Source organism: Candidatus Liberibacter sp. (assembly GCF_014048425.1).
Taxonomy (GTDB): Bacteria; Pseudomonadota; Alphaproteobacteria; order Rhizobiales; family Rhizobiaceae; genus Liberibacter.
In genome coordinates this window covers 24,012-48,388 of the sequence record NZ_JACETX010000002.1, presented here as the reverse complement: position 1 = coordinate 48,388, position 24,377 = coordinate 24,012, and the positions used below count along the sequence as shown (strand labels likewise).

Sequence of the window (24,377 nt, the reverse complement as noted above, 5' to 3'; positions counted from 1 at the left end):
CTTCCGAAAGATAATACAATATTCATCTTGACCTCTTTGCTAAAAACACAAAAAGTATACGCATGACTCAATTTCCGGAAACTTTACTTGAACGTCACCGTCAATTTATAAGAGATTACTACGACAAAGAGCGATTTCAGGCTCTTGCTGATCAGCAAAAACCTGAAATAATGGTTATTGCCTGCTGTGATTCGCGTGTTGCTCCCGAAATAGTCTTCAACGCCACACCAGGAGAGCTCTTCGTTGTACGTAATGTTGCAAATATCGTGCCACCTTATGAAACTAATGGTCAACACCACGCGATTTCTTCTGCAGTTGAATTTGCAATTCTAGGTCTCAATATAAGACATATAGTCATCATGGGTCACGCTCGTTGCGGAGGAATTCAAGCCATTTTGAATCCTATTGATCAACCCCTTTCTCCTGGAGATTATATCGGAAAATGGATGGATGTTATACGTCCTCTTTCCCAAAAAATTACTGCAAAAAGCGCATCAGAAAAACAGGCTCTTCTAGAAAAAACTTCGATTCTCCATTCCCTTAAGAATCTACGAGAATTCCCTTGTGTCCATCTATTAGAAAAGCAAAATTTATTACATCTTCACGGTGCTTGGTTTGACATCAGATCTGGGGAACTATGGGTATTGGATCCTGAGAAAAATGAATTCATCTGCAATCCTATTGAGATAAGAACGAAGGGAAAATTGCATTCTTCCTCTTACAATTTCTTTCGCCGATAATAGCCTTTCGGTTAACCTTAAAAAAGTTGCGGTAATATAACCCCCCAAGATATAAATCGTAGAAAACAGTGCTGTCTTTCCTAGCTAATCTTTAAATCTATCCTATGAGCAAATTTTTAGATGTATCATTGATTCAAAAATAGACATAAGAGAACATAATTGTTTTTCCCGCTCCTGTTGGGAGCCATCGCTAATTTACCCCCTCCACACGATTTTTAATAGCGGCACAAGCCTTATCTACAAGCTCTTTTTAACATTACATAATTAAAAACGATACGGCATCATCCGTCGCGCCATCGCATGGCTATTGATACTACGATGCTGATTATTTCTGCTACTTGTTGATAAACAGAATTGTTTATGACATCAGATGGAGCCTGATTGTTATTGACGGGCGATAATGAGTAAGAATTTATTGTATCGCTCATCAATGACGAAAATGCCTTATCCCTGTGAAAATCATCGCAATATTATGCTGATCTGCTACCGAGATCACTTCGGAGTCACGTATAGATCCTCCTGGTTGAATGATAGCAGTTACTCCCGCCTTGATTGCCACCAAAACTCCATCAGGGAAAGGATAAAAGGCCTCTGAAGCCACAACTGACCCGCGCATCGGACTTTCAACACCCAATCTCATAGCTATTTCTTCAGCCTTTTTAATAGCAAAACAAGCGGAATCGACCCTGCTCATCTGACCTGCACCAATGCCGATAGTACGACCTTCCCTTCCATAAACAATGGCATTTGATTTTACATGTTTCACTATCTTGAGGGAAAATTTCATATCTTCCAACTCTTGTGGGCTTGGATGCCTCTTAGTCATTATTTTGAATTCTTGACTATCTACCATAACATTATCACGCGTCTGCAAGAGAAGACCACCCGCAACCGTTTTAAGTGATACACCTGGGAAAAGAGGATCCGGCAATCCAGATGCTTTTAAAAAGCGCATGTTCGGCTTCTCAGAAATGACAATTTCTGATTCTTTAGAAATTCCTGGAGCTATAACAGCTTCAGTAAAATTTTTTATAACCTCACGAGCCGTTGCTTGATCTAAAGCTTTATTAAATGCAACAACACCCCCAAATGCAGAAACAGGATCACATGCCAACGCGCGACGATACGCTTCAACGGGTGTCTTAGCAATTGCTACACCACATGGGTTGGCGTGTTTTACGATAACGCAAGCAGCGCAATCATCAGGATGGAACTCTGCAACGAGTTCGTAAGCAGCATCAAGATCAGCAATATTGTTATATGAAAGTTGTTTACCTTGAAGCAATGTTGCATTGGTTACACCAGCCCGACTTTCTTCGGAAACATAAAGCGCAGCCCTTTGATGAGGATTCTCCCCATAGCGCATCTTTTGTTGTATTGTGCCCTTGATATTTAATTGTTCAGGGAAATCTTCCTTAGAAGTATTCGTAAACCAGTCACAAATCATCTTATCATACGCTGCAGTCATAGAAAAAGCTTGACCTGCCATTTTTTTGCGGAATTCAAGGAGTGTTTTGCCATCATGCGAATCCATTTCAGAAAGACATTGTGAATAATCTTCCGGATTGGTCAATACAGTTACATAAGCATGATTTTTAGCTGCCGCCCTAATCATGGACGGACCTCCAATATCAATGTTTTCTATGATTGCTTGATAATCATCACCCCTACGAAAAACCTCTTCGAAAGGATATAAGTTGACCACAACAAGATCAATCGGCTCCAATTCATGCTCACGCATAGCCATCACATGCTCAGGATCACTTTGTACTCCTAGAAGGGATCCATATATCTTTGGATGCAAAGTCTTGACTCGACCGCCCATTATTTCGGGAAATTTCGTAATTTCCGAAATATTTACAACAGGAATATGTTCTTTTTTTAGTAATTGACAAGTTCCCCCTGTGGATATTATCTTGATGCCCCGCGAATTCAATTCGCAAGCCAATTCAAGAATACCAGATTTATCATATACAGATATGAGGGCGGTTTTAATCAAAATTCCATCAGAAAAACCCGCTTTTTTATACGGCAAATCCATATAAACCTCCATCAAATACAAGAAAAGACAATCTTATTGTCTTAACTAAACATACCAAAGGCAAAAAATACCTACACCAAAAACCGTCAAACACTGTGAAAGAAACTCCGAATCAGACAATGATTAATCTCCAAAGTTTTTTGACTTATATACCCATCAAATTTGCAAAAACACTCTTCAAACCATCCATGGAATTCGCAAAACACTGCAACGATAAGAGCTGAGGGATATAGTCTGTATATAGAGTTAGGAGAGAAACATATCGCAAGCAGAAGCTTATTCCAAAAGAGAATATCGCACTTTACCAAAACTTTTATTCCTTGAAAATAGAAATACCACACCTCCCCTGATTAGATTTCTAATAATATATCTCTGCACATCTCGACATACTATATGCACTATGGAAACATCGTTACCTTTACCCTCTCAGCGTATTTACTATCCAACTAAAGAAACGCTTTGCCTCACTACGTATATATCTCCACAAGATAACACATAAGACAATAAAGACAAATTTAGAGAATACTGCATATACATTAGGCATCACTTGTCTCTTTTAAGAAATTGTTATTCAATCGCATATTTCACAAATTGTGAAATCCTCATAAGCCACATTGTCGACGGTTATAATTGCAAAACCACCAATGCGATCAAATAGATACCTGCAAAAGCCCACTTAAGAATCAAATAAGTTTCATCCCCGCAATTAAATAGCCATTACACACTCCGATAATCAATCATAATTCAATGCAGTAAGCTTGCATAAATATCAATGTCGTATGTCATTTGGCATGAATAGCAATGAATCCACTAATATCATCCCATAAATTCACGTTGCACCTCAGCTTTTAAACACCTAAAACCATAATGATCTTGAACCAAAATAAACGCAAAAATAATTCAAAAACACCCTTATAACTGCTATATAGAGCCATGCCTATAGTATATGTTGATCTTTAAAGATACACAACTACTCACGAAAAATCAGAGATAAAAGTAATATTCTACTGAATATTATATCCTCCCTAACGGTCAAATGAACTTTTGATAAAAACAAAGATCCAAAAAATTATTTTTCTTAAAACGGATTAATTTATAAAAATTCATGCATTCTACATCAATGAAAAGAACATATATTCGAGCAATTTTTACATAAACTATGCACTCGACATCTATCCTAATAATAATATTATTATTTACTATACTTCGCTACATTATTCGCCTAAGTACAACTGCAAAAAATCCATCTATTCCCGGAAATACACCATCCAATTCTCCCAACATGTTCGGAGTAGCTCGAAACCACCCTTCAGGGGTAATTGCTCCTTCTATTTTTTTCCAACTTTCAGCTTTCAAGGGCAAAACCTCAATTGGAAAGGGTGGATTCTTAAGAACTTTCTCAACAACTTCTTCACTATCTTGTTTATCCAAAGAACAATTGGAAAATACAAGCATCCCTCCAGGCTTCAGAAAAGTCAGTCCATGCGAAAGCAATCTTTCTTGAAAGCGTGCTGAATCCGCTATATCTTTCAAGTTTTTAGTCCATAACACATCTGGGTGACGCCTCATTGTACCCGTAGAAGAACAAGGGGCATCTACGAGCACAGCATCAAATAGTTTTTCAGGTCGATAATTGAAGGCATCAATTTCGATAACTTCCGCAAAAAGACACAATCTTTTAAGATTATCCCGCAATTTCTTCAAACGTCTTCCCGAAACATCAAGCGCAACCACTTTTGCTCCAGATACAATAAGTTGAGCAGTTTTCCCTCCAGGAGCTGCACATAAATCCAAAACTGAGAGACCATCCAATCGACCAAATAGCTGAACAGGAACCGATGCCGACGCATCTTGTACCCACCAATTTCCTTCTTCAAAACCAGGAAGATCAAAAATATTTCCTTTAAAATTTCTAAGACGTATTCCACCAGTGGGCAATACAACAGCATTGAGTTTACGTGCCCAAATCTCAATATCAGATTTTACTGTCAAATCAATATAACCGGGATAAAGACAAGCCGCAGCAATAGCACGAGCAGAATCCTTCCCATAATATTTTTCCAGACGACCCCTAAACCATTCAGGCACAGTCGGCACTTCTGAAAAACACTGTAATAATTCCGATTTTTCCCGGCAAACCCTTCGTAGTATGGCATTAACAAGTTTAGAGAAATGTCGATTCTTTTTGTCATTCTTGACTTGTTCTACCGACAAATCCACAACGGCATAATCTGCCACATCTAAATAAAGGATCTGAGCAATAGAAATGCGTAATAATTGCCGCAAAGAATCATTTTTATTCGAAAGAGAAGAAACAAGCACAGAATCAAGAACAGCGTCAATCCGAGGCAGAAAACGCAGTGTTGTATTCAAAATAGCATGTACCAATTTTTGGTCTATATACGGAAGAGCTAGGAAAGAAGAATCTCCACATTCTGGATCTAATATATGCCCTAGAGAAACACGCTTCTTGACAATTACAGGCAATAGATTCGAGGCAATACGACGTATATTCATTCCGATTTTCAAGGAATCTCCCACCTATAAACATCCTTTTTTTACTTTCTCCCAGCCCAATCAATAGATAATCATCAGCAAATTATACCTATTTTCTTCGAATGAGGAATGTATCCTATTTCACACTAGAATAGAATGAATATATCTTCCCTATTCATCCAGGCGATGACTATCATAGACATATAGCTCTCGTAAAGATTATTTAGAACCGTGAAAAAGATAAACAACTAAGAGAAGAAAAAAGAAATCGAAGCCTTTTGAAACTTTTCTAGATTTGTAAACTGATAAAATTTTGCGGCTCTATCTCCAAAAGATACAAACTTTTTGCATTGGAAAAACAATACAACTAACGCACTAAAAAACTGCTAGAAAAAAATTACAAGAAAAAGTATTCTTCTCCTGAAAAACATGGACAACTTTTACGAGATGCAGTTTCGCCGATTATTATAGCCTTGGCATCTCAAGGAGAAACCATAATCTTCCACTTATATCACCTTGATCGCGAACTTGAATTTCTGGGAAAAATCTGAGGAGACGCAGTTATTTAATGGGAAATATTATATAAATCGCACTTAAAATCAATTGCTTAATAATTTAACATCCCTGAATCATAAAGACGCTAATTCTACGGTTTTTCTGCGTATCTGTACTGTACCTTTCAAAAACAATTCTTGCCTTCAGCCTCTGGTTCTCTTCAAATAACAAGCCCGCTCAGTCTCTTGACACCTTCAAGGGCTTCATCAAAAGTAGCCCCAAGAATGATATTGGCTTCAGGATCAACTGCTTCTCGGATACGAGTAGTAGCTTCATCAACTTCAAATAATGTAAGATCACTTCCCCCGGTAATTGAGATCAACAATTCCTTTCATAAAAATCCATTGATGAATTTTATGAAAAAGCCTTCAATCTGCAGTATCCACATATTTACGAAGCCGTATTCTCGTACAATACCTTCCAATACCAACCAATGCGCACAGCATGAAACCAAATAAATAAACCGACGAGACCTGTACAATAAATACTCGGATATCCCAAAAGATCCGCTCTGCTAGCATCCTTCTTTTCACTTAAAAATCCTTTTAAAAGAAAATAAAGTGATAAAAAAGGGTCTAAAACGATTCCTCTCCAACGATATACACTCAATAGCATAAACGTACATGGCACACTTGAAAACCTATTAATCAGTCTATTTGACGGTATTACCAAGGATGATGAGACTTTAAACAAAACAGGGTATAAAAACTTCCATATAATTCATAATCAAAACGAAACATCACCCAATCCTGACGCAAATCATCAGCGGATGCCCTAAAAAAATCTTTGGAACTCAGAAACCACGGCACTAATCAATACAACTTATTGTCAGAAAAAATTCGCAATAAATTTAAGCTCCGTCTTTCCTCCTTTGAATTTTGAGTCATTATTTTTCCTTGATATAATAATTTTCCAAAAAAAAATCTGCTTCTCCCAAGAAAAAACATTCAAGAGATTTCTAGAAAGATTTTGAGGATGCCGCTTGTACTGCGTCTATCGCTTTTTCCCAGACAACCAATGCTTTTTTAAAATAATATTGCGTATCTGTATCTTCGTTATATAACAATTATCTAGATTGTTCACCTCTACAATATTTGATGTTTTTCAGTGGACATTTTGCCCAAAAACCCTCATATGAAAGATATTATTACATAAATTTTGTGTATATTTATCCATATTCTTAAAAGCAGCATCTGCTATCCTTAATAATTATATTTCGAAGCATATCATATATGAAACTCATGATTCGGAAAATATTGGGCACGTTACTTGGAATAATTTTAGGAGATTCTCGTGATAATGAGATTATTTGCCTTTAAATTAAAAGGTTTGCAACTTATCAATATTTTGGTAGCCAGTATTTTAGGAATTGTTTTAACCATCTTAGCACTCCAATATATCTTCGAATATACACCTTGTAAACTTTGTCTTCAGGAACAAAAACCTTACTACTACTGTCTCCCAATTGCTGTATTGGCGGGATTATCTGGTCGAAACCCGCTTTTATATTGGCTCACTTGTTTCCTATTGATTGCTGTTTCCGCGATCATGATTTATGACACTACACTTGGATTCAAACATGTAGGCATTGAATGGAATATAGAGAAAGGGAAACAATACTGTACTTCCAATTCCAATCAGAAAAAAAAAAATCCCGATACATATGTAAAAATCGCAGATATCTCGCATGATCTCGGGAAAAAATATCTTCCTTCTTGTTCCCAAAACAGACAATATGTTTTAGGAATTTCACTCGCTTCCTGGAATATCGTCCTAAGCAGTATACTCGCTATAATGTCATGTACAGCTGTGGTCAAGATTCTAAGAGAAAGACATCATCCCCATCTTCCTAATTACAATTCAAAGTAATTTCTTTCAGAAAATATCTTACCTGTCCAGGCATTCTAGATCTCTTATTTCAAGCTCAGTCCCTTAAATCATGTGTTTTACGCACACGATTATAAAGATCCATCGAACTATAGTCTCTTGTTCCAAGAATATCTCATCATAGAAGCATTAAGTTCAGCTCCAAGGATAAAAATAACTCCGAGCATATAAAGAAATACCAAAAATATCGTTATAGAGGCTAACCCAGCATACATCGTAGAATACGTCGCAAATGAAACAACATAATGGGTAAACAATACCGCTCCTACTAACCAACTGACCAATGTAAAAACTACTCCAGGCAAAATACTGATAATTGTACGTTGTCCTGCAGGCAAAAAAAGATGAACAAAAACAAGAGAAAATGACAAGATACCAAGCGTGCCATATATTCTACTGTTCCAAATTATGATCAGAATATTACCAAAAGACGGGAAAAGATTTTTTGTATATGTTAGTACCAATGGAATCGCCACGAAAAAAAAACTCATTATTACCAACATAATCGCAGAAAGAAAAACATATCCAAGACTGAATAAACGCGTTATATACCAGGATCTCATATCCACAACGCGGTATGCTCGATTCAGTGAGATACGTAAAGCTTCTATGCCATTAGAGGAAAAATATCCTGCGGCTAATGCTGAGATCGTAAACAAACCTTTTCTAGGCATTGCCAAAACTTGTAAAACCTCGTCGGCAATCGGTTTAGTAACCACCTCAGGCCACGTACCAAAAATGATATCCATAACAGTCGGAACAAATTGTTTTGCCCCTAAAAAACCCGCAAGATTTGTCCCAAAAACTATAAAGGGAAAGACAGATAGCAATGCCGACACCGAAATATGACTGGCCATAGCCCAACCATCTTCATCCATAAAATGCTCTATCGCATCAAAAACAACGTCATATGTCGCATAAAAATATTCCCGCATCCACATAATAACTCCAAATGGTCGGCATGAAATTAAAAAATATCTTTGGACTATGGTGTCCTATTTTAAACATCTCCCATAAAAAATTATTTTACAAGATCTACTAAGGGCTTAACATAAAATAAGATGCACGTTTTTCTCGATATCATGCATTACCTACCAAAAGATTCATGAAATAGAGCTAAAATAAAACATCATATTCAGGATAAAAGGCGCCATACACGCTATTATATTTTAGAAGATAGTGGCGAATGGAACTCTGTATTCATTCTAAAAAACTGATTTATAAAATCAACAAATCCACATTTCTAATTGAGAAAAATCTTTGACAACAGGAACGCGTGAAAAGATATTGTCATTGCTATATTAAATTCATTATTGCTTGTCGGGGATGTGTACCTGGTTTTGATTTAAGAGCTTATCCCCCCTCAATGGAATGTCTGCGTAGAATTTTCAAGTTAATTTCTCCTCCCGATTTTGAGAAAAAATACAGCTTGATCTCTGAGAAAAATCTTTTGATGGGTACTTAAACCATAGAATGAAGAAATCATTCTTATAATTTTATCTTATCCCATCGCATACCTTTACTTGATCATAGATCCTCATTATATTGATAAAATCGTCGAAAGGAAATCCCCGTATTATAAACCCATTTCTTATCACTCTCTTTTTCCATCTCGAAGGAATAAAAATCTTCGTTGGGAAATACTGTTATTTGCAATCAAATCCAAGCAAGTATACATCCAATCTACGCTTGTCAAATAATCGCTGTGGAATCCATATATGAAGATACTCGTACCTGTTAAAAGGGTTATAGATTATAATGCAAAAGTACGCATAAAGAGCGATGGTTCTGGCATTGAGCACAATAACATGAAAATGTCCATGAATCCTTTTGATGAAGTTGCAATTGAAGAAGCTATACAATTGAAAGAAAATGGAATTGCCACAGAAATTATAGCTGTTTCTATAGGTTCTCACGATTCTGAAGAAACCCTCAAAAATGCCCTAGCCATGGGGGCAGACAGAGGAATTTTAATTGAAAGCGACGAAATACTAGAACCCTTATCAGTGGCTAAACTTCTTCGAGAGATCGTCAAACAAGAAAAACCAAGAATAGTCATTCTCGGCAAGAAAGCTATCGATGACGAAGCTAGTCAAACTGGACAAATGCTCGCAACATTGATGGGATGGGCTCAGGCAACGTTTGTTTCTAGCATAAAAGTTCACGATGATCATGTGATTGTTGTACGTGAAACAGATTTTGGAACCGAAACAATAACAATAACCCTTCCAGCCATTATAACCGTTGACTTAAATCTTAACGAACCTCGTTATATATCCCTTCCAAATATCATGAAGGCTCGAAAGAAAACTCTTGAAAAAAAAATTGCTTCCGATTTCGCACTTAATTTGACACCTCGCCTGAAAGTGCTTAGTTTCGAAGAAAATAGCGTGGAAAGATCTGGTCTGAGAGTGCACTCTGTTCCAGAACTTCTTGAAAAATTAAAAAGCGAAAACGGCTTATTGTGACATGCCCATACTTGTACTTGCAGATTATCATCAAGAGAGTTTGTCAGAACAAACCGCGAGAGTTGTGACAGCCGCCAAGAAAATTGGCGATGATATACATTTATTAATAGCAGGCGAAAGCATTGAAAGAATTGTGCAACAAGCTTCTAATATCCATGGAGTTACCAAGATTATTGTAGCGCAAAACACCGTATTTTGCCATAAATTCGCTGAACCTTTAAGTGATCTCATCCTATCCATAGCCGAGGGATATAAAACGATAATGGCATCCGCTAATGCAATCGGAAAAGATATATTGCCACGTATTGCAGCTATGCTAGATGTTATGCAGGTATCCGAAATCATTGAGATCCTCTCCCCTAATATTTTCAAAAGACCAATGTATGCAGGAAATATTATACAAACCGTACAAACAACTGATCCTTATCAAGTTATCACAGTACGCGCATCTGCATTTCCTCCTTCTCCAACAGGGGATGTGCTAGCTCATATAGAAAACATCTCTTCAGAATACCTGACAAGGAATGTTTTAACTCCTTACTTTATCAAAGAAGACGCAACTCCTTCCAATCAAGTAGACCTATCTTCGGCAAAAATTATCATATCCGGAGGAAAAGCATTGGGTTCTGCAGAAAATTTCCAAAAGCTTATCATTCCTTTAGCCAAAAAGCTTGGTGCGGCTGTTGGTGCCACTCGCGATGCAGTAGAAGCAGGGTTTGCACCTAATGATTGGCAAGTTGGACAAACAGGAAAGGTAGTATCCCCAGATCTTTATATTGCGGCAGGAATATCAGGCGCTATCCAACACATAGCTGGCATGAAAGAATCCAGAGTGATCGTTTCTATAAATCAAGATGAGAATGCTCCCATTTTTAAAATTTCTGATTACTTTATTGTCGGGGATGTTTTTGAAATTCTTCCGGAACTTGACAGGTATCTTTAATTTTTCGCTTGGAATAGAACTCTTACCGTTCCAATATACTCTGAGATAGCCTTCACTTTATCCAGATAAATGATGCGTTGCGAGCTTGAACTAGATAAAATCTATACAATAGAAATCTACATACAGATTATCAGAATTCTTGCGCAGGAACTTGAATGTCTGTTTCGAGGATTATTGTCAACTCCTAGTAAGTTCGAATTGTCAGGATTCGCGATCATTGGACTACATCCAATCCATACTATTTGAATACTGCCATGGATACTACGGTCAATGTTATATGATCTTATCTCCAATTCTCTACCCGAAAAGATTAAGAATTCAAAACTCTATCCTCATTACATGATACCTTTTCAGCCAATCATTAACTTATAAAAACATACCACTTTCCTCCTATTCCATGAAAGTGAGATTGATTTGCTAGGTATCTTCGCCTTGAAAGATCTTCCTGCTAAAAAAATCAATACGGCAGGAAAACACTTTCCTTAACAAAGATTTACAGAATTGCGTTTTCAAAAAGCCTGCCGATTTTCTTTTGAAATTCGTGATTTTGAGAGGCTGAATGAAGTTTTTAAGGAGATTGTATCTGCAATATTCGAAAGAGTGGTCAGAGTGTTGTGTTGGAACTTCGGCTATGGATAGACACACTGGAGATGTGTCTGTGGGCATGGATATATCAGAACAAAACAAGGGGATGAACTCCTCGTCTCAAAGTGCTTAAGCCAAACTTTCAAAATCTCTCCTATTTTGCTAATCTCTGGCACACATTGCATATCATCTGTCAGAGATTTTGTTTTCAATATTATCGGATATAAAACACACACTACAGCACATATTTGAGCATATTCCCAAAAAACCATTCAAACTCTTAAAATCTTGCCTACCCCTTATAACCCTCAATATACACATCCTCATGATAGATAATTTCCGTGATATTTTTCCTCATACGTACTAAACATGCTCTTAATTTTATATACTTCCCCAAACATGATTATAAAAATTGCCTCACTCGTTTTGATATCCTTTTTATCTCATCTCATATAAAATCTTCATTTCTCTTTATCCCGTCGAAGAACACCTTCCCGCTATAATCTCTGAAAAACAAAAATCAGAAGGTCATGTATCCCATCTAGGCTAGGAATTGAAAAGTATCAATCGTTTAACAGAAAGCATGTAATTACGTGAATTGATTCTTATAGGAGAACGCACTTCTTATAAAAAAACAACTTTTGCATTTTTAATCGCGGTACATATATTCATATATGTCCATTGTATCGCCTTTTTTAGCCTTGAATATATCCTTTCTATCCCTCCATCAAACGAATACGGAGGATCTAATTTTCTCTGAAATACCTCGCCTCGTCAGAGTCCATACTCTAAGGATGAATCCATTTCCTCCAAGAAATATCAGAGAGATACTTGATAAACTCATTGTCGAATTTAGTGGTTCCTTTGAAGGGTGTTTTCGGAGATTGATAATCAAACTTGCAAAGCAATTTAGAAAGTATATGTGGATACTTATCAAACTCGCACGAGATAATATGGAAAAACCGTCCGTTTCCAATCGACAAACTACTGATTCAACTTTAGAGCAAAAAAATTAGCTCTTGCCGACATTCTTTCGATGGTCAAAAAAGAAATAGCCTATAGGGCAAGATGAACGTTCTAAATACTATTTTCCTATCGGAGAACCCGCATACTCTATCTTTGGATGCCATATGGTTATATCACTAATTCGTTGATCATCATCTCCAATATATTTACAACCTGAAATACGATTTTTTACAGAGATTTTCAATAAAATCCTAATAATTATTGCTATCACATGGGTTGTTCATATACTATCGCAGACATAGAATTCAGATAGATTATGTTAACCTTTACTACTTTATACGCTAAGGGAGAATAGGCGTGACTTCTCCCTAAAGAAAGCCCTCTTGGAGGAAAAATGTCGAGCAGTGAAAAAAAGCCTGATGAAACCAATAAGATGTGGGGAGGTCGATTTTCCTCCAATCCCAGCTGGATTATGGATAAAATAAATGTTTCCGTTGATTTTGACAAAAAACTCTTTGATCAAGACATACGAGGATCTGAAGCACATGCAAATATGTTAGCCAAACAAGGCATAATATCCTCGGATGACTGTCAAAAAATTATTGATGGCTTAAAGACTATTCGCACTGAAATCACGCTCGGTTCATTTGAATTTTCACGTGATCTTGAAGATATTCATATGAATATTGAAGCAAGACTCACAACATTAATCGGTTCTGCCGCTGGAAGACTACATACAGCACGGTCACGCAATGACCAAGTAGCCCTAGATTTGCGACTATGGGTCAAAGAAAAAACCCTTAAGATAACAGATGATCTCATAAAACTCTTAGGCGTCCTTTTGGATAAAGCAGAGGAACATTTTGACACTATAATGCCCGGCTTCACCCATTTGCAAACAGCGCAACCAGTTACTTTTGGACATCATTGTATGGCATATGTCGAAATGTTTGGGCGTGATATTTCAAGATTTTTTGACTCTATTGAACGTATGAATGAATGTCCTTTAGGAGCGGCAGCTCTTTCCGGAACTAATTTCCCCATAGATCGTCATTTAACAGCAAAAGAACTAGGTTTTCGGGAACCAACCAGAAACTCCATTGATACTGTTTCGGATCGTGACTTTGTACTAGAATTTTTATCGCATTCAGCTATCTGTGCCATGCATATGTCGCGATTAGCCGAAGAGATGATACTCTGGTCAACACCACAATTCGATTTTATTCGGCTGTCAGACGCCTTTTCAACCGGATCGTCAATTATGCCACAAAAACGCAATCCTGATGGAGCGGAATTGATTCGGGCAAAAACAGGGCGTATTAACGGGGCTCTCATTGCTCTCTTAACAGTCATGAAAGGATTGCCTTTAGCTTATTCAAAGGATATTCAAGAAGATAAGGAACTTATTTTTGATGCAACAGAAACCCTGGAAGTGATCATTTTAGCCATGGGTGCGATGATATCCGATCTTACTGTACATAAGGAGCGTATGCGAGCAGCAGCCACTTCAAGCCATTCCACAGCTACAGATCTGGCTGATTGGCTGGTAAAACATGCTGGGTTACCGTTTCGGGAAGCACATCATATAACCGGACGTGCCGTCGCTTTAGCTGAAGCGAACAACTGTGAACTTGCAGAGCTTCCGTTGGAATCCTTAACGAAAATAAGTCCTGCTATCACACATAGCGTTTATAAAATTCTTACAGTTGAAGCCTCCGTATCTAGTCGAAAAAGTTTTGGAGGAACCTCTCCTGAAAAAGTCAAAAATCAAATTATTTACTGGCAAGATCGGATTAAAAATTTAACTGAAAACACCTTAAAAAAATGAAGTATCAACACTATAAAACTTCTCATGGATGGATATAATGCAATTGAAATTACCATTATCCCTTTTCCTCATCTGCTTAGTAGCGAGCACTTCACTGCTATATAGCTGTGGACGCAAGGATGATCCCTTGCCACCACTGCCCACATCCAAAGGAAATAAAATAAAAAATTGAGATCTCCTCTCTTTTAAGAGATTAATCACCATGAATTCTTTCAAAAACCATGAGGGATCCCTGCATGCAGAGAATGTCTCCCTCGAAAAAATATCTCGAGTTGTTGGCACTCCTTTCTATTGCTATTCGACAGCTATCATAGAGCAGAATTACCACTCATTTTCGAGTTCTTTCGCTCATATGGATACGTTAATTTGTTATGCTTTAAAAGCAAACTCCAATCAAGCTGTAATCAAAACACTTATTCGCCTAGGAGCTGGATTAGATATAGTATCTGAAGGTGAGTTACATCGTGCCTTAGCTTCCAAAACCCCTCCAGAAAAGATCGTTTTTTCAGGAGTTGGCAAGACAGAACGCGAAATAGATTTGGGACTAAACGCTGGAATATACTGTTTTAACGTTGAGTCACAATCAGAACTCATAAGCCTTAATCAGCGCGCAATTTCTCTGGGAAAGATTGCACCTATTTCTTTTCGTGTGAATCCTGACGTAAATGCCAATACTCACGAGAAAATATCTACTGGGAAAAAGGAGAATAAGTTTGGCATTCCCATGTGCCAGATACACTCCCTTTATGCCTATGCAAAGACTCTTCCAGGAATAAAAATTACTGGCATTGACATGCATATAGGAAGCCAGATAGTCAAAGTAGAAGCTTTTAGTGAAGCCTTTAAATTACTGAGAAAACTCATACAAAAACTCCACTCTGACGGATATAATATCCAGCATATAGATATCGGAGGAGGATTAGGAATCTCTTATTGCCATAAGGATCCTCCTCCTCCTTCTCCTGCTGATTATGCACATCTTGTCCAAAAATATTTCGGAGATTTGCAATGCAAAATTATTGTTGAACCAGGTCGATTTTTAGTTGCTAATGCTGGGATATTGGTCACAAAAGTCATCCATATCAAGAATAGCGAAGATAAAAATTTTATTATCCTTGACGTTGCAATGAACGACTTCATTCGCCCTACTCTTTATGATGCTTATCACGAAATCAAACCTGTGGTAATTCCAAAAGAAAATTCTTTGCATATTCAAGCTGATATGGTAGGTGCAATATGCGAAACAGGAGACTTTATAGCCTTGAATCGAACAGTTCCGCTCCCTAAACTGGGAGATCTCTTTTATATTGAGGCGACCGGTGCCTATGGAGCTGTTCAAGCAGGAACGTATAACTCCCGCCTATTGATTCCTGAGGTTCTAGTAAAAGGCTCTCATTTCCACATTATCCGTCCTCGTAAAAGCTTTAAAGAATTAATTGAACTTGATTCCCTGCCAGAATGGTTGATGTAACTTATCTTCTTCCTGAAAATTCTTTCCGAACAATAAAACTCCCATTCTTTATCTTGCTTAGGACTGACATCCATCTCCGTCCTAAAGGACAAGGATTCCTACCGTGATAAAAACATAATCTATTGATTTTAATATTGTTTTATTGATTATTCCTCTTGTTTTTGCTTCGTACGCGACTCTACAACTACAAGATTAGAAAATTTAGTCTTCTCTTTTTATAGGCACCGACTAGCCGGTTATTAGGATTAAGCTATCTGAGATGGACTGCATATTTATATATGTTGAAAATTATCAGAGGAATACAATAGCGTATCACAGGATATCACCTATCCCTATTTTTCAAATATTCCGATGAACTTTTGGGAAAAAATCATTCATGGAGAATCTCCAGTAAAGGTAGACGATAGTTTTATAAAAATGGAGATGGTTTTTTTGAAAATTATGAATTTTGTCAAGGACGGACTATATCAATAATGCACGCTAGAAAAATCATTCCCCGGTAAACGTAAAATACAAAGACTGGAAAGTAGAATTGATTTGAATGAGAAAAAATGACCTTTTAACAAAATATTTTGATGAACAAAACTAAATAAACGATCGCACTAAATTTTCTACTAAGAGACTCCAGCCATCAATTAAAACAAAGAAAATAATTTTAAATGGCAATGATATCGACGTCGGAGGCAACATCATCATTCCCATAGCCATAACGATGGTAGCCGCAATCATATCAATAATCATAAACGGCAGAATAACAAGAAAACCGATTTCAAAACTGCGCCGAATCTCAGAAATCATAAAAGCCGGTATCAATATTTTATATTCAATTTCATCCTCTTTTGTAACAACTGTATTCTTATGATCACTACCGGCCATATCTACGAAAAGATGCAAATCCTTTTCCCTGGTATTTTTTTTCATAAACACCCAAAATGGCTTGGCGATACGTTTAATAGCCTCTATTTCAGTAATTTGATTATCCATTAAGGGTTGTATTCCTGTTTCCATAGCCTGATCCAAAGTTGGCGACATAACATAGAATGTCATAAATAATGCGAGACCTATGATAACGAGATTAGGAGGAATAGAAGCGAAACCCATACCTGTACGCAATATTGAAAAAACAATAATAAATCTTGGAAAACAAGTAACCATGATTAGAATAATGGGTACTACTGATAAAACAGTAAAAAGGCCAAAAGTTCTTATAATCCACGTAGAGACAGATAAATTGGGCGGAAATTCCAGAATTTCAGGCAAAGAGGGTTGTTGTGCCAAAGCTAATTCTGGTACCAAAAACAACATTCCAAACATAAACCATCTAATCATGTAATTATAAATGTCCTAAATATAACCTTCGATATAGTGCCTTTTGAACGCAGATTAACCCGTTCTTCAATATCTTCTTTCAAATACCGAAATCCTTGGGGAACTGTGATTTGATCAATTGAAATAGTACGTATGTAATCCATGATGTCTTGGTGCAGAGTTTCTAATAAATCCATGTCTGGTATTTTTTTAAACATCAATGAGATATCTAATCTTAACCAATTTTTTGGTGAAGAGTTCAAATTTGTTATAATTGGCTGGAGTGAAAAAATATTTTTGTTCCCTTGAGGAATCGTTGACATATTTTCCTGGTCAGAGCCTGTATTTTCACCAATATTTTGATGCATAGACATTGGCTCAGCTCTTGTCTTCACTGCATATGGCAATAACGACAATATTACATAACCACCTAGCCAACCACAAATGCTCCCAATTGCTGTTAAAACAAAGAAATATACAGCAAAATTCGTGTATTTTTTTTCCCTGTCAATCTGTCCTTTATCTGCACCATTATACGACATTGATCATGGTCCTAACTTTTATCTCAAATCTAAAATGGCAAAAATACATCAAGAAATCTTTGTCCAATCGGTGCCTTTTGTATTTCTGTTATATGTCCTTTTCCACCATAAGAAATTCTCGCTTCAGCAATCTTGTCATAAGAAATGCTATTGTGAGCATCAACGTCTTGGGGACGAACCACTCCCGTAATATTGAGACTGCGTATTTCATTATTGACACGCACTTCTTGAGAACCACTAATGATAAGATTGCCGTTTTCTAATATTTCCGTGACGACAGCGGCTATCAAAAGCTCTAATTTCTCTGCACGGCTAATGGATCCCTTCCCTGACGCGGAACTATCAGATTTATACTCCAAATTAGCATTTGCTTTAGGTGAAGTATTCAGTATAGAAAATCCTCCTGATAATTTCTTATCTACAGAATTACTGCGATTTTGCCCTGTTTTATTATCAAAAATTGCTTTATCATCCATTCGTATCTCTACTGTCAGAATATCGCCCATATTGATGGCACGTGTACCTTTAAATAGAACCGATTGTGAATCCCTCCATAAAGAATAACTTTTCTTTGTTGAATGCAAACGCCCGGCACTAGGTCGCAATATCGTTTCGTAACGCAAACCCGAACCTATCGGACTCATCCGAGGGACATTCCTCATTTCAAAAATGGCTCCCTTATGGCAACTCATTACTAAAAAAACACTACTAAAAATGGTAACATAATAACGAAACATCATTTAGATCTTTTTGATTGTTGAAATTTGAGAAAACTAGCAACGATATTCGTGATAAGGGCGGCTGATTCAGGATCCATTTCTGACATAATTGAACTTGCTTGATCTGGAAGCTGCATTAGAATATGAGCCGATATTTCAGGGCTCAATTTTGCCAATTGTCCAGCGGCAGAATCAGAAGGCATTGTTTTATAAGAATTAATAATATTTTTACCATACGATGTAATAAAATTTTCATATTTTTCAAACCATGAACTATATTCATTTTTACGCTTTTCTAGTATCGCAATACGTTCCTCTATATCCTTTTGCAGATCATCTAATGCCTTTTTTTGAAAAAAATAATGTTGCTCACGCACCAAATCAATTGCGCCAGTACAATACTTCTGAATCTCTTTATCTGGTGGCAGAAAAACCTCTCCGTGACTTTGAAAAACAAAGCCGCTCAAGAAAAAAATTATCAAAGATACCATGATGAGAAGTACATCTCGTACCTTGTAAAAATAAAGCCCAAATAAACGCATCATTGAATTATAATCTCTGCCTGAAGGGCTCCTGCTCCCTTAATCCCTTGAAGAATAGCAATAATACCATCCGGTTTAAGTCCCATTTTATTCAGACCTGATACGAGACCCTTCAAGTCAGCTCCATCTAGAAGTGAAATATATCCCTCCCCTTTTGAAACCTGTATATCCGTATTGGTTTGAACAGAAGTTTTTCCACCCAATGACATGGAGTTTGGCTGAATAATATTCTGATCTTCATGGATCTGTACCGTTAAATTTCCATAGCTGACCACAACCTTGGAAATTTTGACATTATCTCCTATAACAATTGTACCAGTACGCTCATTCACAACTACTCTAGCAGGCGTATCTATTGGAATAGTAAGATTTTCAATCTCAGACATTAATCTAGTAAGATCAATATCGACAGGTTTTGAAACTTTTATTACACGCGAATCACGCGCTTCTGCGATTGATTTATTAAAGCGATTAGAAGAATAAGCATTAATTTTATCGGTAATTTGTATGGCAGTGGAAAAATCTGGATTACGCAGTTGCAAAACAAGACTTTTAGAATCCATAAACTTTTTAGGCAATTCTCTTTCAACAATAGCACCACTAACAATTCTTCCACTTGTGGCAATTCCTTCAGAAACAGAAGCTGTTTGTCCTTTAACAAAAAGTCCTGACACCATTATTGATCCCTGTGCTACCGCATAAATTTGATCATCTGCTCCTGAAAGCGGGGTCATCACTAATGTCCCACCTCGCAAAGAAATTGCATCTCCTAATGAATTAACAGATACGTCAATGCGACTTCCGGGACTAGAAAAAGGGGGCAAATTGGCAGTCACCATAACAGCAGCTACGTTTTTAGATCCTAACTTTCCCATCTGAGCGGATATGCCCATATTCTGAAGCATGTCCCGCATTGATTGCTCTGTGAAGGGTGATGAACGCAAGCTATCCCCACTGCCCTGGAGCCCCACAACAAGACCATAACCAATTAATTGATTATCCCTACTTGCTTGTAGAGATACCACATCCTTAACGCGAGATACGACTTGTGCAAAGGTTTGGTCAAATACCATGAAAGAAAAAACAACAAAGAAAAGTATATGAGTAATCATTTTATAGAAACGCGAATTGTACCATCAGACATTGCGCTACCAGAAATTATTACGCTCGTATCAATGTTTTTCACAAGAATGACATCACCGACACGAGCATCAGCAAGAGCGATACCAGAAGAAGATATTATCATATTTCCCTGCTCAAAAATGATACGGATTTTAGACCCATTCGTAATAACATAAGGAAGACGTAATGCCGATATTGGAATAACTTGACCCGGCAATAATGTTCGCTGTGTAACAAGCCCTACAACATCTTTAGTAGAACGTGCATAATTTCCCCGGAGTTTAGAATTCGTAACATCATATTCCTTTAGACGGGCATCATTTAAAGTTTCTCCTGCATAAATAATAGCAGAAGGCACGACAGCACGCCCAAAACTTTCAGCAAAAATAAAAATATAATTAAGCATATAAAAGCAAAAAGCCAGCCAGAATTTTATACAACAACGGATCATTTCAAAACTCCGATTGATTGAAGATTTGACAAAGGCCAAGAATTTTGAGCGACTTATCCTTCGAAACCTGACAAGCTAAGAAACTACAAAAATTGTTTTTGGCAATTTGTATCAATTATCTCAACTTGCTTATTAAGGAAGACATCTCATCAGCCGCTTGAATAACTTTAGAATTCATCTCATAAGCACGCTGTGCAGAGATCATATCTGAAATTTCCTTTACAGCATCAACATTGGACGATTCTAAATAACCTTGTTTAATATGCGCAAAACCAACATCATCTGGAGATGCTATGATTGCTTCTCCAGATGAAGACGTTTGTGCAACACGGTTATCCCCAAGATTTCGCAAACCAGATTCATTAACAAAATTAGCAATTAATATCTGCCCTAAATTTTGAAACTCACGCTGCTTTCCCACCATAGCCATAACTTGACCGGATCTGGAAATCTTTATCTCCTGAGCATCCTCTGGTATTGTAATCGCAGGAAGAAGAACGCAATCATCGGAGGTAACAAGTTGTCCTTTTGAATCTTTAGTAAAAGATCCTGCTCGCGTATACTGCACAGTCTTATCAGGAGCTTCAATTTGAAACCAACCACGCCCAACTAAAGCCAGATCTAAATCATTCCTTGTAGAAACCAATTCTCCTTGAGTATAGACATTCCGCACAGCAGAAATCTGCACACCAGATCCGATATTAATACCTTCTGATGGGTGAGATGAACCAGACGACTTTACAGTTTGATAAAGAAAATCAGAAAACTCTGTACGTGCCTTCTTATAACCTGTAGTATTAATATTGGAGATATTATTCGCAATAACTTCAAGATTAGCCTGCTGTGCAGACATGCCAGTTGCCGCGATAGAAAACGCCTTCATATCTTTAATCCTTATTCGTTATATCTGCATTTTAGAAATCTCTAAATAAGCCGAAATAATTTTATCGCGAATAGACATTGACGCCTGTAAAGATCGTTCAGCTTGAAGAGCAGAATCCACAACTTCTCGCATAGTTGCCTTACCGTTTAAAGCCGCCAAAGAAAAACTCTCTGCTTGCTTTATATTGTCAACTACACCGCTAGCCATATCTTGCAACATGGCAGAAAATCCCGAAACGGAATGATCTTCCATCCCTCCTTCATCCTGCACAAAATCACTTTGTATTCTGGTGGGTAAGTTTTGAGATAAAGGGATGGATATTCCTTGAATTTTTTCAATCATAATTAACCTTTCAAAAGCCCAAGTGTCATAGCGAACATGTCACGTGATTGTTTGATAACTTGTAAGTTTGCCGTATAGATTCGATTGGCTTCACGCATATCCGCAGCCTCAATAAGCATATTAACATTTGGATATTTTACGAGACCTCTACCATCCGCGGCAGGATGACCAGGATCTAATTCTTCAATAAAGGCAGCGTGGTCTACCCCTACTTTCTTGACACGAACACCACCATTGTTTTTCATAACTTGTTCAAAAAAAATCGTTTTTCGCCGATATGGATCAGCACCCGCAGTATTTCCCGTTGAACGAACATTGGCAATATTTTCCGAGATAATGCGCATTCGAGCTGACTGGACATCCAATCCCGAACTTGCAATTTTGGAAGACGCAATCAAAGAATCCATAATTTTATCCCTTTGCAACTCTCATTATCATAGAATTAAACTTACTCACCAAAAGAGCATTCAACTCATATGAGTTCTTGATATCTGCAGATTTATACAACTCATTTGTTAATCCAACTGTATTTCCTGACACCTGAACCCCTACTGTTTGATCCAGAGGAGACTCAATAATTCGTATATTCTGATTGGAATCTGATCGATCGATATGAGATGGATGTGTGCGAGCCATACCGATGTTTTTGTTTAAAACAACTGCGAAAGAATCCACATCTTTAGCACGATACCGCGGGGTACTAGCATTGGCAATATTTTCAGATACAACCCTTTGGCGTTCGGATAGCCATTTTGCATGCTGTGATGCAACTTCAAAAAACGTAATCGACTGCACAACTATTTCTCCATAACTTTTATAGGAATGTTACGGATATAATCTTGTGTGGAGCTTACAAAAATTTTTTCTGATAACCATAATCTACCATCTAAAGTTACTTATGTTTTTGATGGAAACGGAAAACTTTCTTTAACAAAAATTCTAGGGCTTTTTTCAAAAAGAAGAGCTTTAGAGCCTTATTGATATGGTTCTTCTCAATATTTCTAAACTTACGAACCATTCTCAATCTTCTTTATACGGTAAGTTAGTATGGGATAGGTATTAATGAAGTTTCTAAAGTTAACTGATACTCCCTATACTCATGTATTACTCCATAAACCAATGGGAATACTCTGCTACGCTTGCAACTTCGTGGCTATTTCTAAAAAAACGTCCGATGGAGGAATATCCTGAGGCGATTGTTTCAAAAAATCATAGATAATCGGAACTTGATGAACAGCCATATCCAGATCTTCATCCCCTCCAGGACGATATCCTCCTATAAGCCGAAGATCTCGCGTTTCTTCAAATCGATGAATAAGAAGCTTTAAACAAGAAACCAGTTTTTCTTCATCAGGACTCCACACTTTGCGTGCAAGTCGAGAAACGGAAGCAAGAGGATCCACAGGAGGATAACGACCCTCTTCAGCTAATGACCTTTTCAAAACAATATGCCCATCAAGAATACCACGAGCCGCATCCGCTATCGGATCATTGTGATTATCTCCATCTACTAAAATAGAAAATATCGCTGTAATATTACCTTTGTCTTTCTCCCCAGTCCCAGCACGCTCTAAAAGACGAGGCAATTCGGAAAATACAGAAGAAGGATAACCTCGTGTAACTGGCAATTCTCCCGAATCCATTGCGATTTCACGTATAGCATGTGCAAATCTCGTGATACTATCCACAATCAGTAGTACGTTTTCCCCCTGAGAACAAAAATACTCTGCAATAGTAATAGATGTTAGCGGCGCCATCCTGCGAAGAATTGGACTTTCATCGCTCGTTGCCACTACTACAACTGATTTTTTTAAATTATCACCGAGAGAACCTTCTACAAATTCACGCACTTCGCGGCCACGCTCACCAACCAAGGATATCACAACCTTGTCACAAAAATCAGACCTTGCAAACATTGATAATAAAGTTGATTTTCCAATGCCCGAACCGGCAAAAATACCTAAACGTTGTCCCTGACAAAGTGGCGTAAAAATATCAATAACACGTATCCCCGTTTTGCAACCTTTTTCAACTCTTTTACGGGTCATAGCCGGAGGAACTCGCGAAATAATTCCCATGGAAACAGGACCTTTTTCTAAAGAAGGACCGTCATCAATAGGCTCACCTAATGCGTTTACAATGCGTCCACACCAAGAATTATTGGGTGAAATTCGAAATACGCCCCGGCGAAATACTAAATCTCCTAAACTTATGGCTTCGCCTATTCCTATGGGACACACATAAATTGCATCAAAATCAATACGTGTTACCTGTCCTAAATTATCAAAATATTTCCCTCGATGAACGACAAAATCTCCCAAACAAACACATTTTGATAAACCTACTACTATATAATGTCCGGGCATGATGCTTCGTACATAACCACCCTGAACGACACAATTATCAAAATAATCCTCAGCTAATTGTGCTAATCTTGCGAGCCTATTCTGCATATATAGCTATCATCATTTTGTTTGTTTTATTCCAC

The 24,377-nt window shown here is 37.4% G+C and carries 22 protein-coding genes and 1 pseudogene; 6 read left to right on the top strand and 17 right to left on the bottom strand.

The window, feature by feature from the left end; genetic code table 11:
* Positions 1-62 precede the first annotated feature (62 nt).
* Entirely contained in the window at positions 63-740 is a 678-nt protein-coding gene (locus tag H0G72_RS00595; protein WP_182016578.1) for a carbonic anhydrase, read from the top strand.
* A 281-nt stretch (positions 741-1,021) separates the two neighbouring features.
* Here H0G72_RS00595 and H0G72_RS00590 read toward each other — a convergent pair whose 3' ends face one another.
* From H0G72_RS00590 to H0G72_RS00570, 5 genes and pseudogenes are all read right to left on the bottom strand, one after another.
* Complete coding sequence (locus H0G72_RS00590) at positions 1,022-1,168, bottom strand: hypothetical protein (protein WP_182016576.1); 147 nt, start codon at positions 1,166-1,168, stop codon at positions 1,022-1,024.
* The gene (purH, locus tag H0G72_RS00585; RefSeq protein ID WP_182016574.1) at positions 1,168-2,781 is read right to left on the bottom strand and encodes a bifunctional phosphoribosylaminoimidazolecarboxamide formyltransferase/IMP cyclohydrolase; all 1,614 of its coding nucleotides are present in this window, start codon (positions 2,779-2,781) and stop codon (positions 1,168-1,170) included. The genes H0G72_RS00590 and purH overlap by 1 nt, the downstream gene beginning before the upstream one ends.
* 1,209 nt (positions 2,782-3,990) lie before the next feature.
* Entirely contained in the window at positions 3,991-5,310 is a 1,320-nt protein-coding gene (locus tag H0G72_RS00580; protein ID WP_182016572.1) for an RsmB/NOP family class I SAM-dependent RNA methyltransferase, read from the bottom strand.
* Positions 5,311-6,007: 697 nt separating this feature from the next.
* Positions 6,008-6,163 (bottom strand): annotated as a pseudogene (locus H0G72_RS00575) (cell division protein FtsZ); the annotation flags it as partial.
* 59 nt (positions 6,164-6,222) lie between these two features.
* On the bottom strand, positions 6,223-6,462 hold the full coding sequence (locus H0G72_RS00570; RefSeq protein ID WP_182016570.1) for a hypothetical protein: 240 nt from the start codon (positions 6,460-6,462) through the stop codon (positions 6,223-6,225).
* 669 nt (positions 6,463-7,131) lie between these two features.
* Here H0G72_RS00570 and H0G72_RS00565 point away from each other — a divergent pair.
* Positions 7,132-7,701, top strand: coding sequence for a disulfide bond formation protein B (locus tag H0G72_RS00565; RefSeq protein WP_259345074.1), 570 nt, complete (start codon positions 7,132-7,134; stop codon positions 7,699-7,701).
* Positions 7,702-7,808: 107 nt separating this feature from the next.
* Here the strand turns inward: H0G72_RS00565 and H0G72_RS00560 are convergent, their stop codons facing one another.
* A complete protein-coding gene (locus tag H0G72_RS00560) occupies positions 7,809-8,660 on the bottom strand; it encodes a YihY/virulence factor BrkB family protein (RefSeq protein WP_259345071.1) in 852 nt (283 codons plus the stop codon).
* A 777-nt stretch (positions 8,661-9,437) separates the two neighbouring features.
* On the opposite strand from H0G72_RS00560, the gene H0G72_RS00555 reads away from it, so the two are divergent.
* From H0G72_RS00555 to lysA, 4 genes are all read left to right on the top strand, one after another.
* Entirely contained in the window at positions 9,438-10,187 is a 750-nt protein-coding gene (locus tag H0G72_RS00555; RefSeq protein ID WP_182016566.1) for an electron transfer flavoprotein subunit beta/FixA family protein, read from the top strand.
* Position 10,188: 1 nt separating this feature from the next.
* The gene (locus H0G72_RS00550) at positions 10,189-11,130 is read left to right on the top strand and encodes an electron transfer flavoprotein subunit alpha/FixB family protein (protein ID WP_182016564.1); all 942 of its coding nucleotides are present in this window, start codon (positions 10,189-10,191) and stop codon (positions 11,128-11,130) included.
* A 1,945-nt stretch (positions 11,131-13,075) separates the two neighbouring features.
* Entirely contained in the window at positions 13,076-14,509 is a 1,434-nt protein-coding gene (argH, locus tag H0G72_RS00545) for an argininosuccinate lyase (RefSeq protein ID WP_182016562.1), read from the top strand.
* Positions 14,510-14,711: 202 nt separating this feature from the next.
* Positions 14,712-15,980, top strand: coding sequence for a diaminopimelate decarboxylase (gene lysA / locus H0G72_RS00540; protein ID WP_182016560.1), 1,269 nt, complete (start codon positions 14,712-14,714; stop codon positions 15,978-15,980).
* A gap of 585 nt (positions 15,981-16,565) precedes the next feature.
* Here lysA and fliP read toward each other — a convergent pair.
* The 11 genes from fliP to H0G72_RS00485 form a co-directional block, all read right to left on the bottom strand.
* The gene (gene fliP / locus H0G72_RS00535) at positions 16,566-17,309 is read right to left on the bottom strand and encodes a flagellar type III secretion system pore protein FliP (RefSeq protein ID WP_182016558.1); all 744 of its coding nucleotides are present in this window, start codon (positions 17,307-17,309) and stop codon (positions 16,566-16,568) included.
* Positions 17,306-17,830, bottom strand: a complete 525-nt coding sequence (locus H0G72_RS00530; protein WP_182016556.1) for a flagellar basal body-associated FliL family protein — start codon at positions 17,828-17,830, stop codon at positions 17,306-17,308. The genes fliP and H0G72_RS00530 overlap by 4 nt, the downstream gene beginning before the upstream one ends.
* Positions 17,831-17,859: 29 nt before the next feature.
* Positions 17,860-18,570, bottom strand: a complete 711-nt coding sequence (flgH, locus tag H0G72_RS00525; RefSeq protein ID WP_182016554.1) for a flagellar basal body L-ring protein FlgH — start codon at positions 18,568-18,570, stop codon at positions 17,860-17,862.
* The gene (locus H0G72_RS00520) at positions 18,567-19,040 is read right to left on the bottom strand and encodes a MotE family protein (protein ID WP_259345070.1); all 474 of its coding nucleotides are present in this window, start codon (positions 19,038-19,040) and stop codon (positions 18,567-18,569) included. Before H0G72_RS00520 ends, flgH begins: the two co-directional genes overlap by 4 nt.
* A 50-nt stretch (positions 19,041-19,090) precedes the next feature.
* Positions 19,091-20,164, bottom strand: coding sequence for a flagellar basal body P-ring protein FlgI (locus tag H0G72_RS00515; protein ID WP_259345072.1), 1,074 nt, complete (start codon positions 20,162-20,164; stop codon positions 19,091-19,093).
* Between the two features lie 35 nt (positions 20,165-20,199).
* Positions 20,200-20,619, bottom strand: coding sequence for a flagellar basal body P-ring formation chaperone FlgA (flgA, locus tag H0G72_RS00510; protein WP_259345069.1), 420 nt, complete (start codon positions 20,617-20,619; stop codon positions 20,200-20,202).
* Positions 20,620-20,779: 160 nt separating this feature from the next.
* A complete protein-coding gene (gene flgG, locus H0G72_RS00505; RefSeq protein WP_182016546.1) occupies positions 20,780-21,547 on the bottom strand; it encodes a flagellar basal-body rod protein FlgG in 768 nt (255 codons plus the stop codon).
* An 18-nt stretch (positions 21,548-21,565) separates the two neighbouring features.
* Positions 21,566-21,889: a flagellar hook-basal body complex protein FliE gene (gene fliE, locus H0G72_RS00500; RefSeq protein ID WP_182016544.1), complete on the bottom strand. Its 324-nt coding sequence runs from the start codon at positions 21,887-21,889 to the stop codon at positions 21,566-21,568.
* A gap of 2 nt (positions 21,890-21,891) precedes the next feature.
* Positions 21,892-22,296 (bottom strand): flagellar basal body rod protein FlgC, encoded by a 405-nt coding sequence (flgC, locus tag H0G72_RS00495; RefSeq protein WP_182016542.1) that lies wholly within the window; start codon positions 22,294-22,296, stop codon positions 21,892-21,894.
* Positions 22,297-22,300: 4 nt separating this feature from the next.
* Positions 22,301-22,684, bottom strand: coding sequence for a flagellar basal body protein (locus H0G72_RS00490; protein ID WP_182016540.1), 384 nt, complete (start codon positions 22,682-22,684; stop codon positions 22,301-22,303).
* Positions 22,685-23,022: 338 nt separating this feature from the next.
* On the bottom strand, positions 23,023-24,342 hold the full coding sequence (locus H0G72_RS00485) for a flagellar protein export ATPase FliI (protein ID WP_182016538.1): 1,320 nt from the start codon (positions 24,340-24,342) through the stop codon (positions 23,023-23,025).
* Between the last annotated feature and the right edge of the window lie 35 nt (positions 24,343-24,377).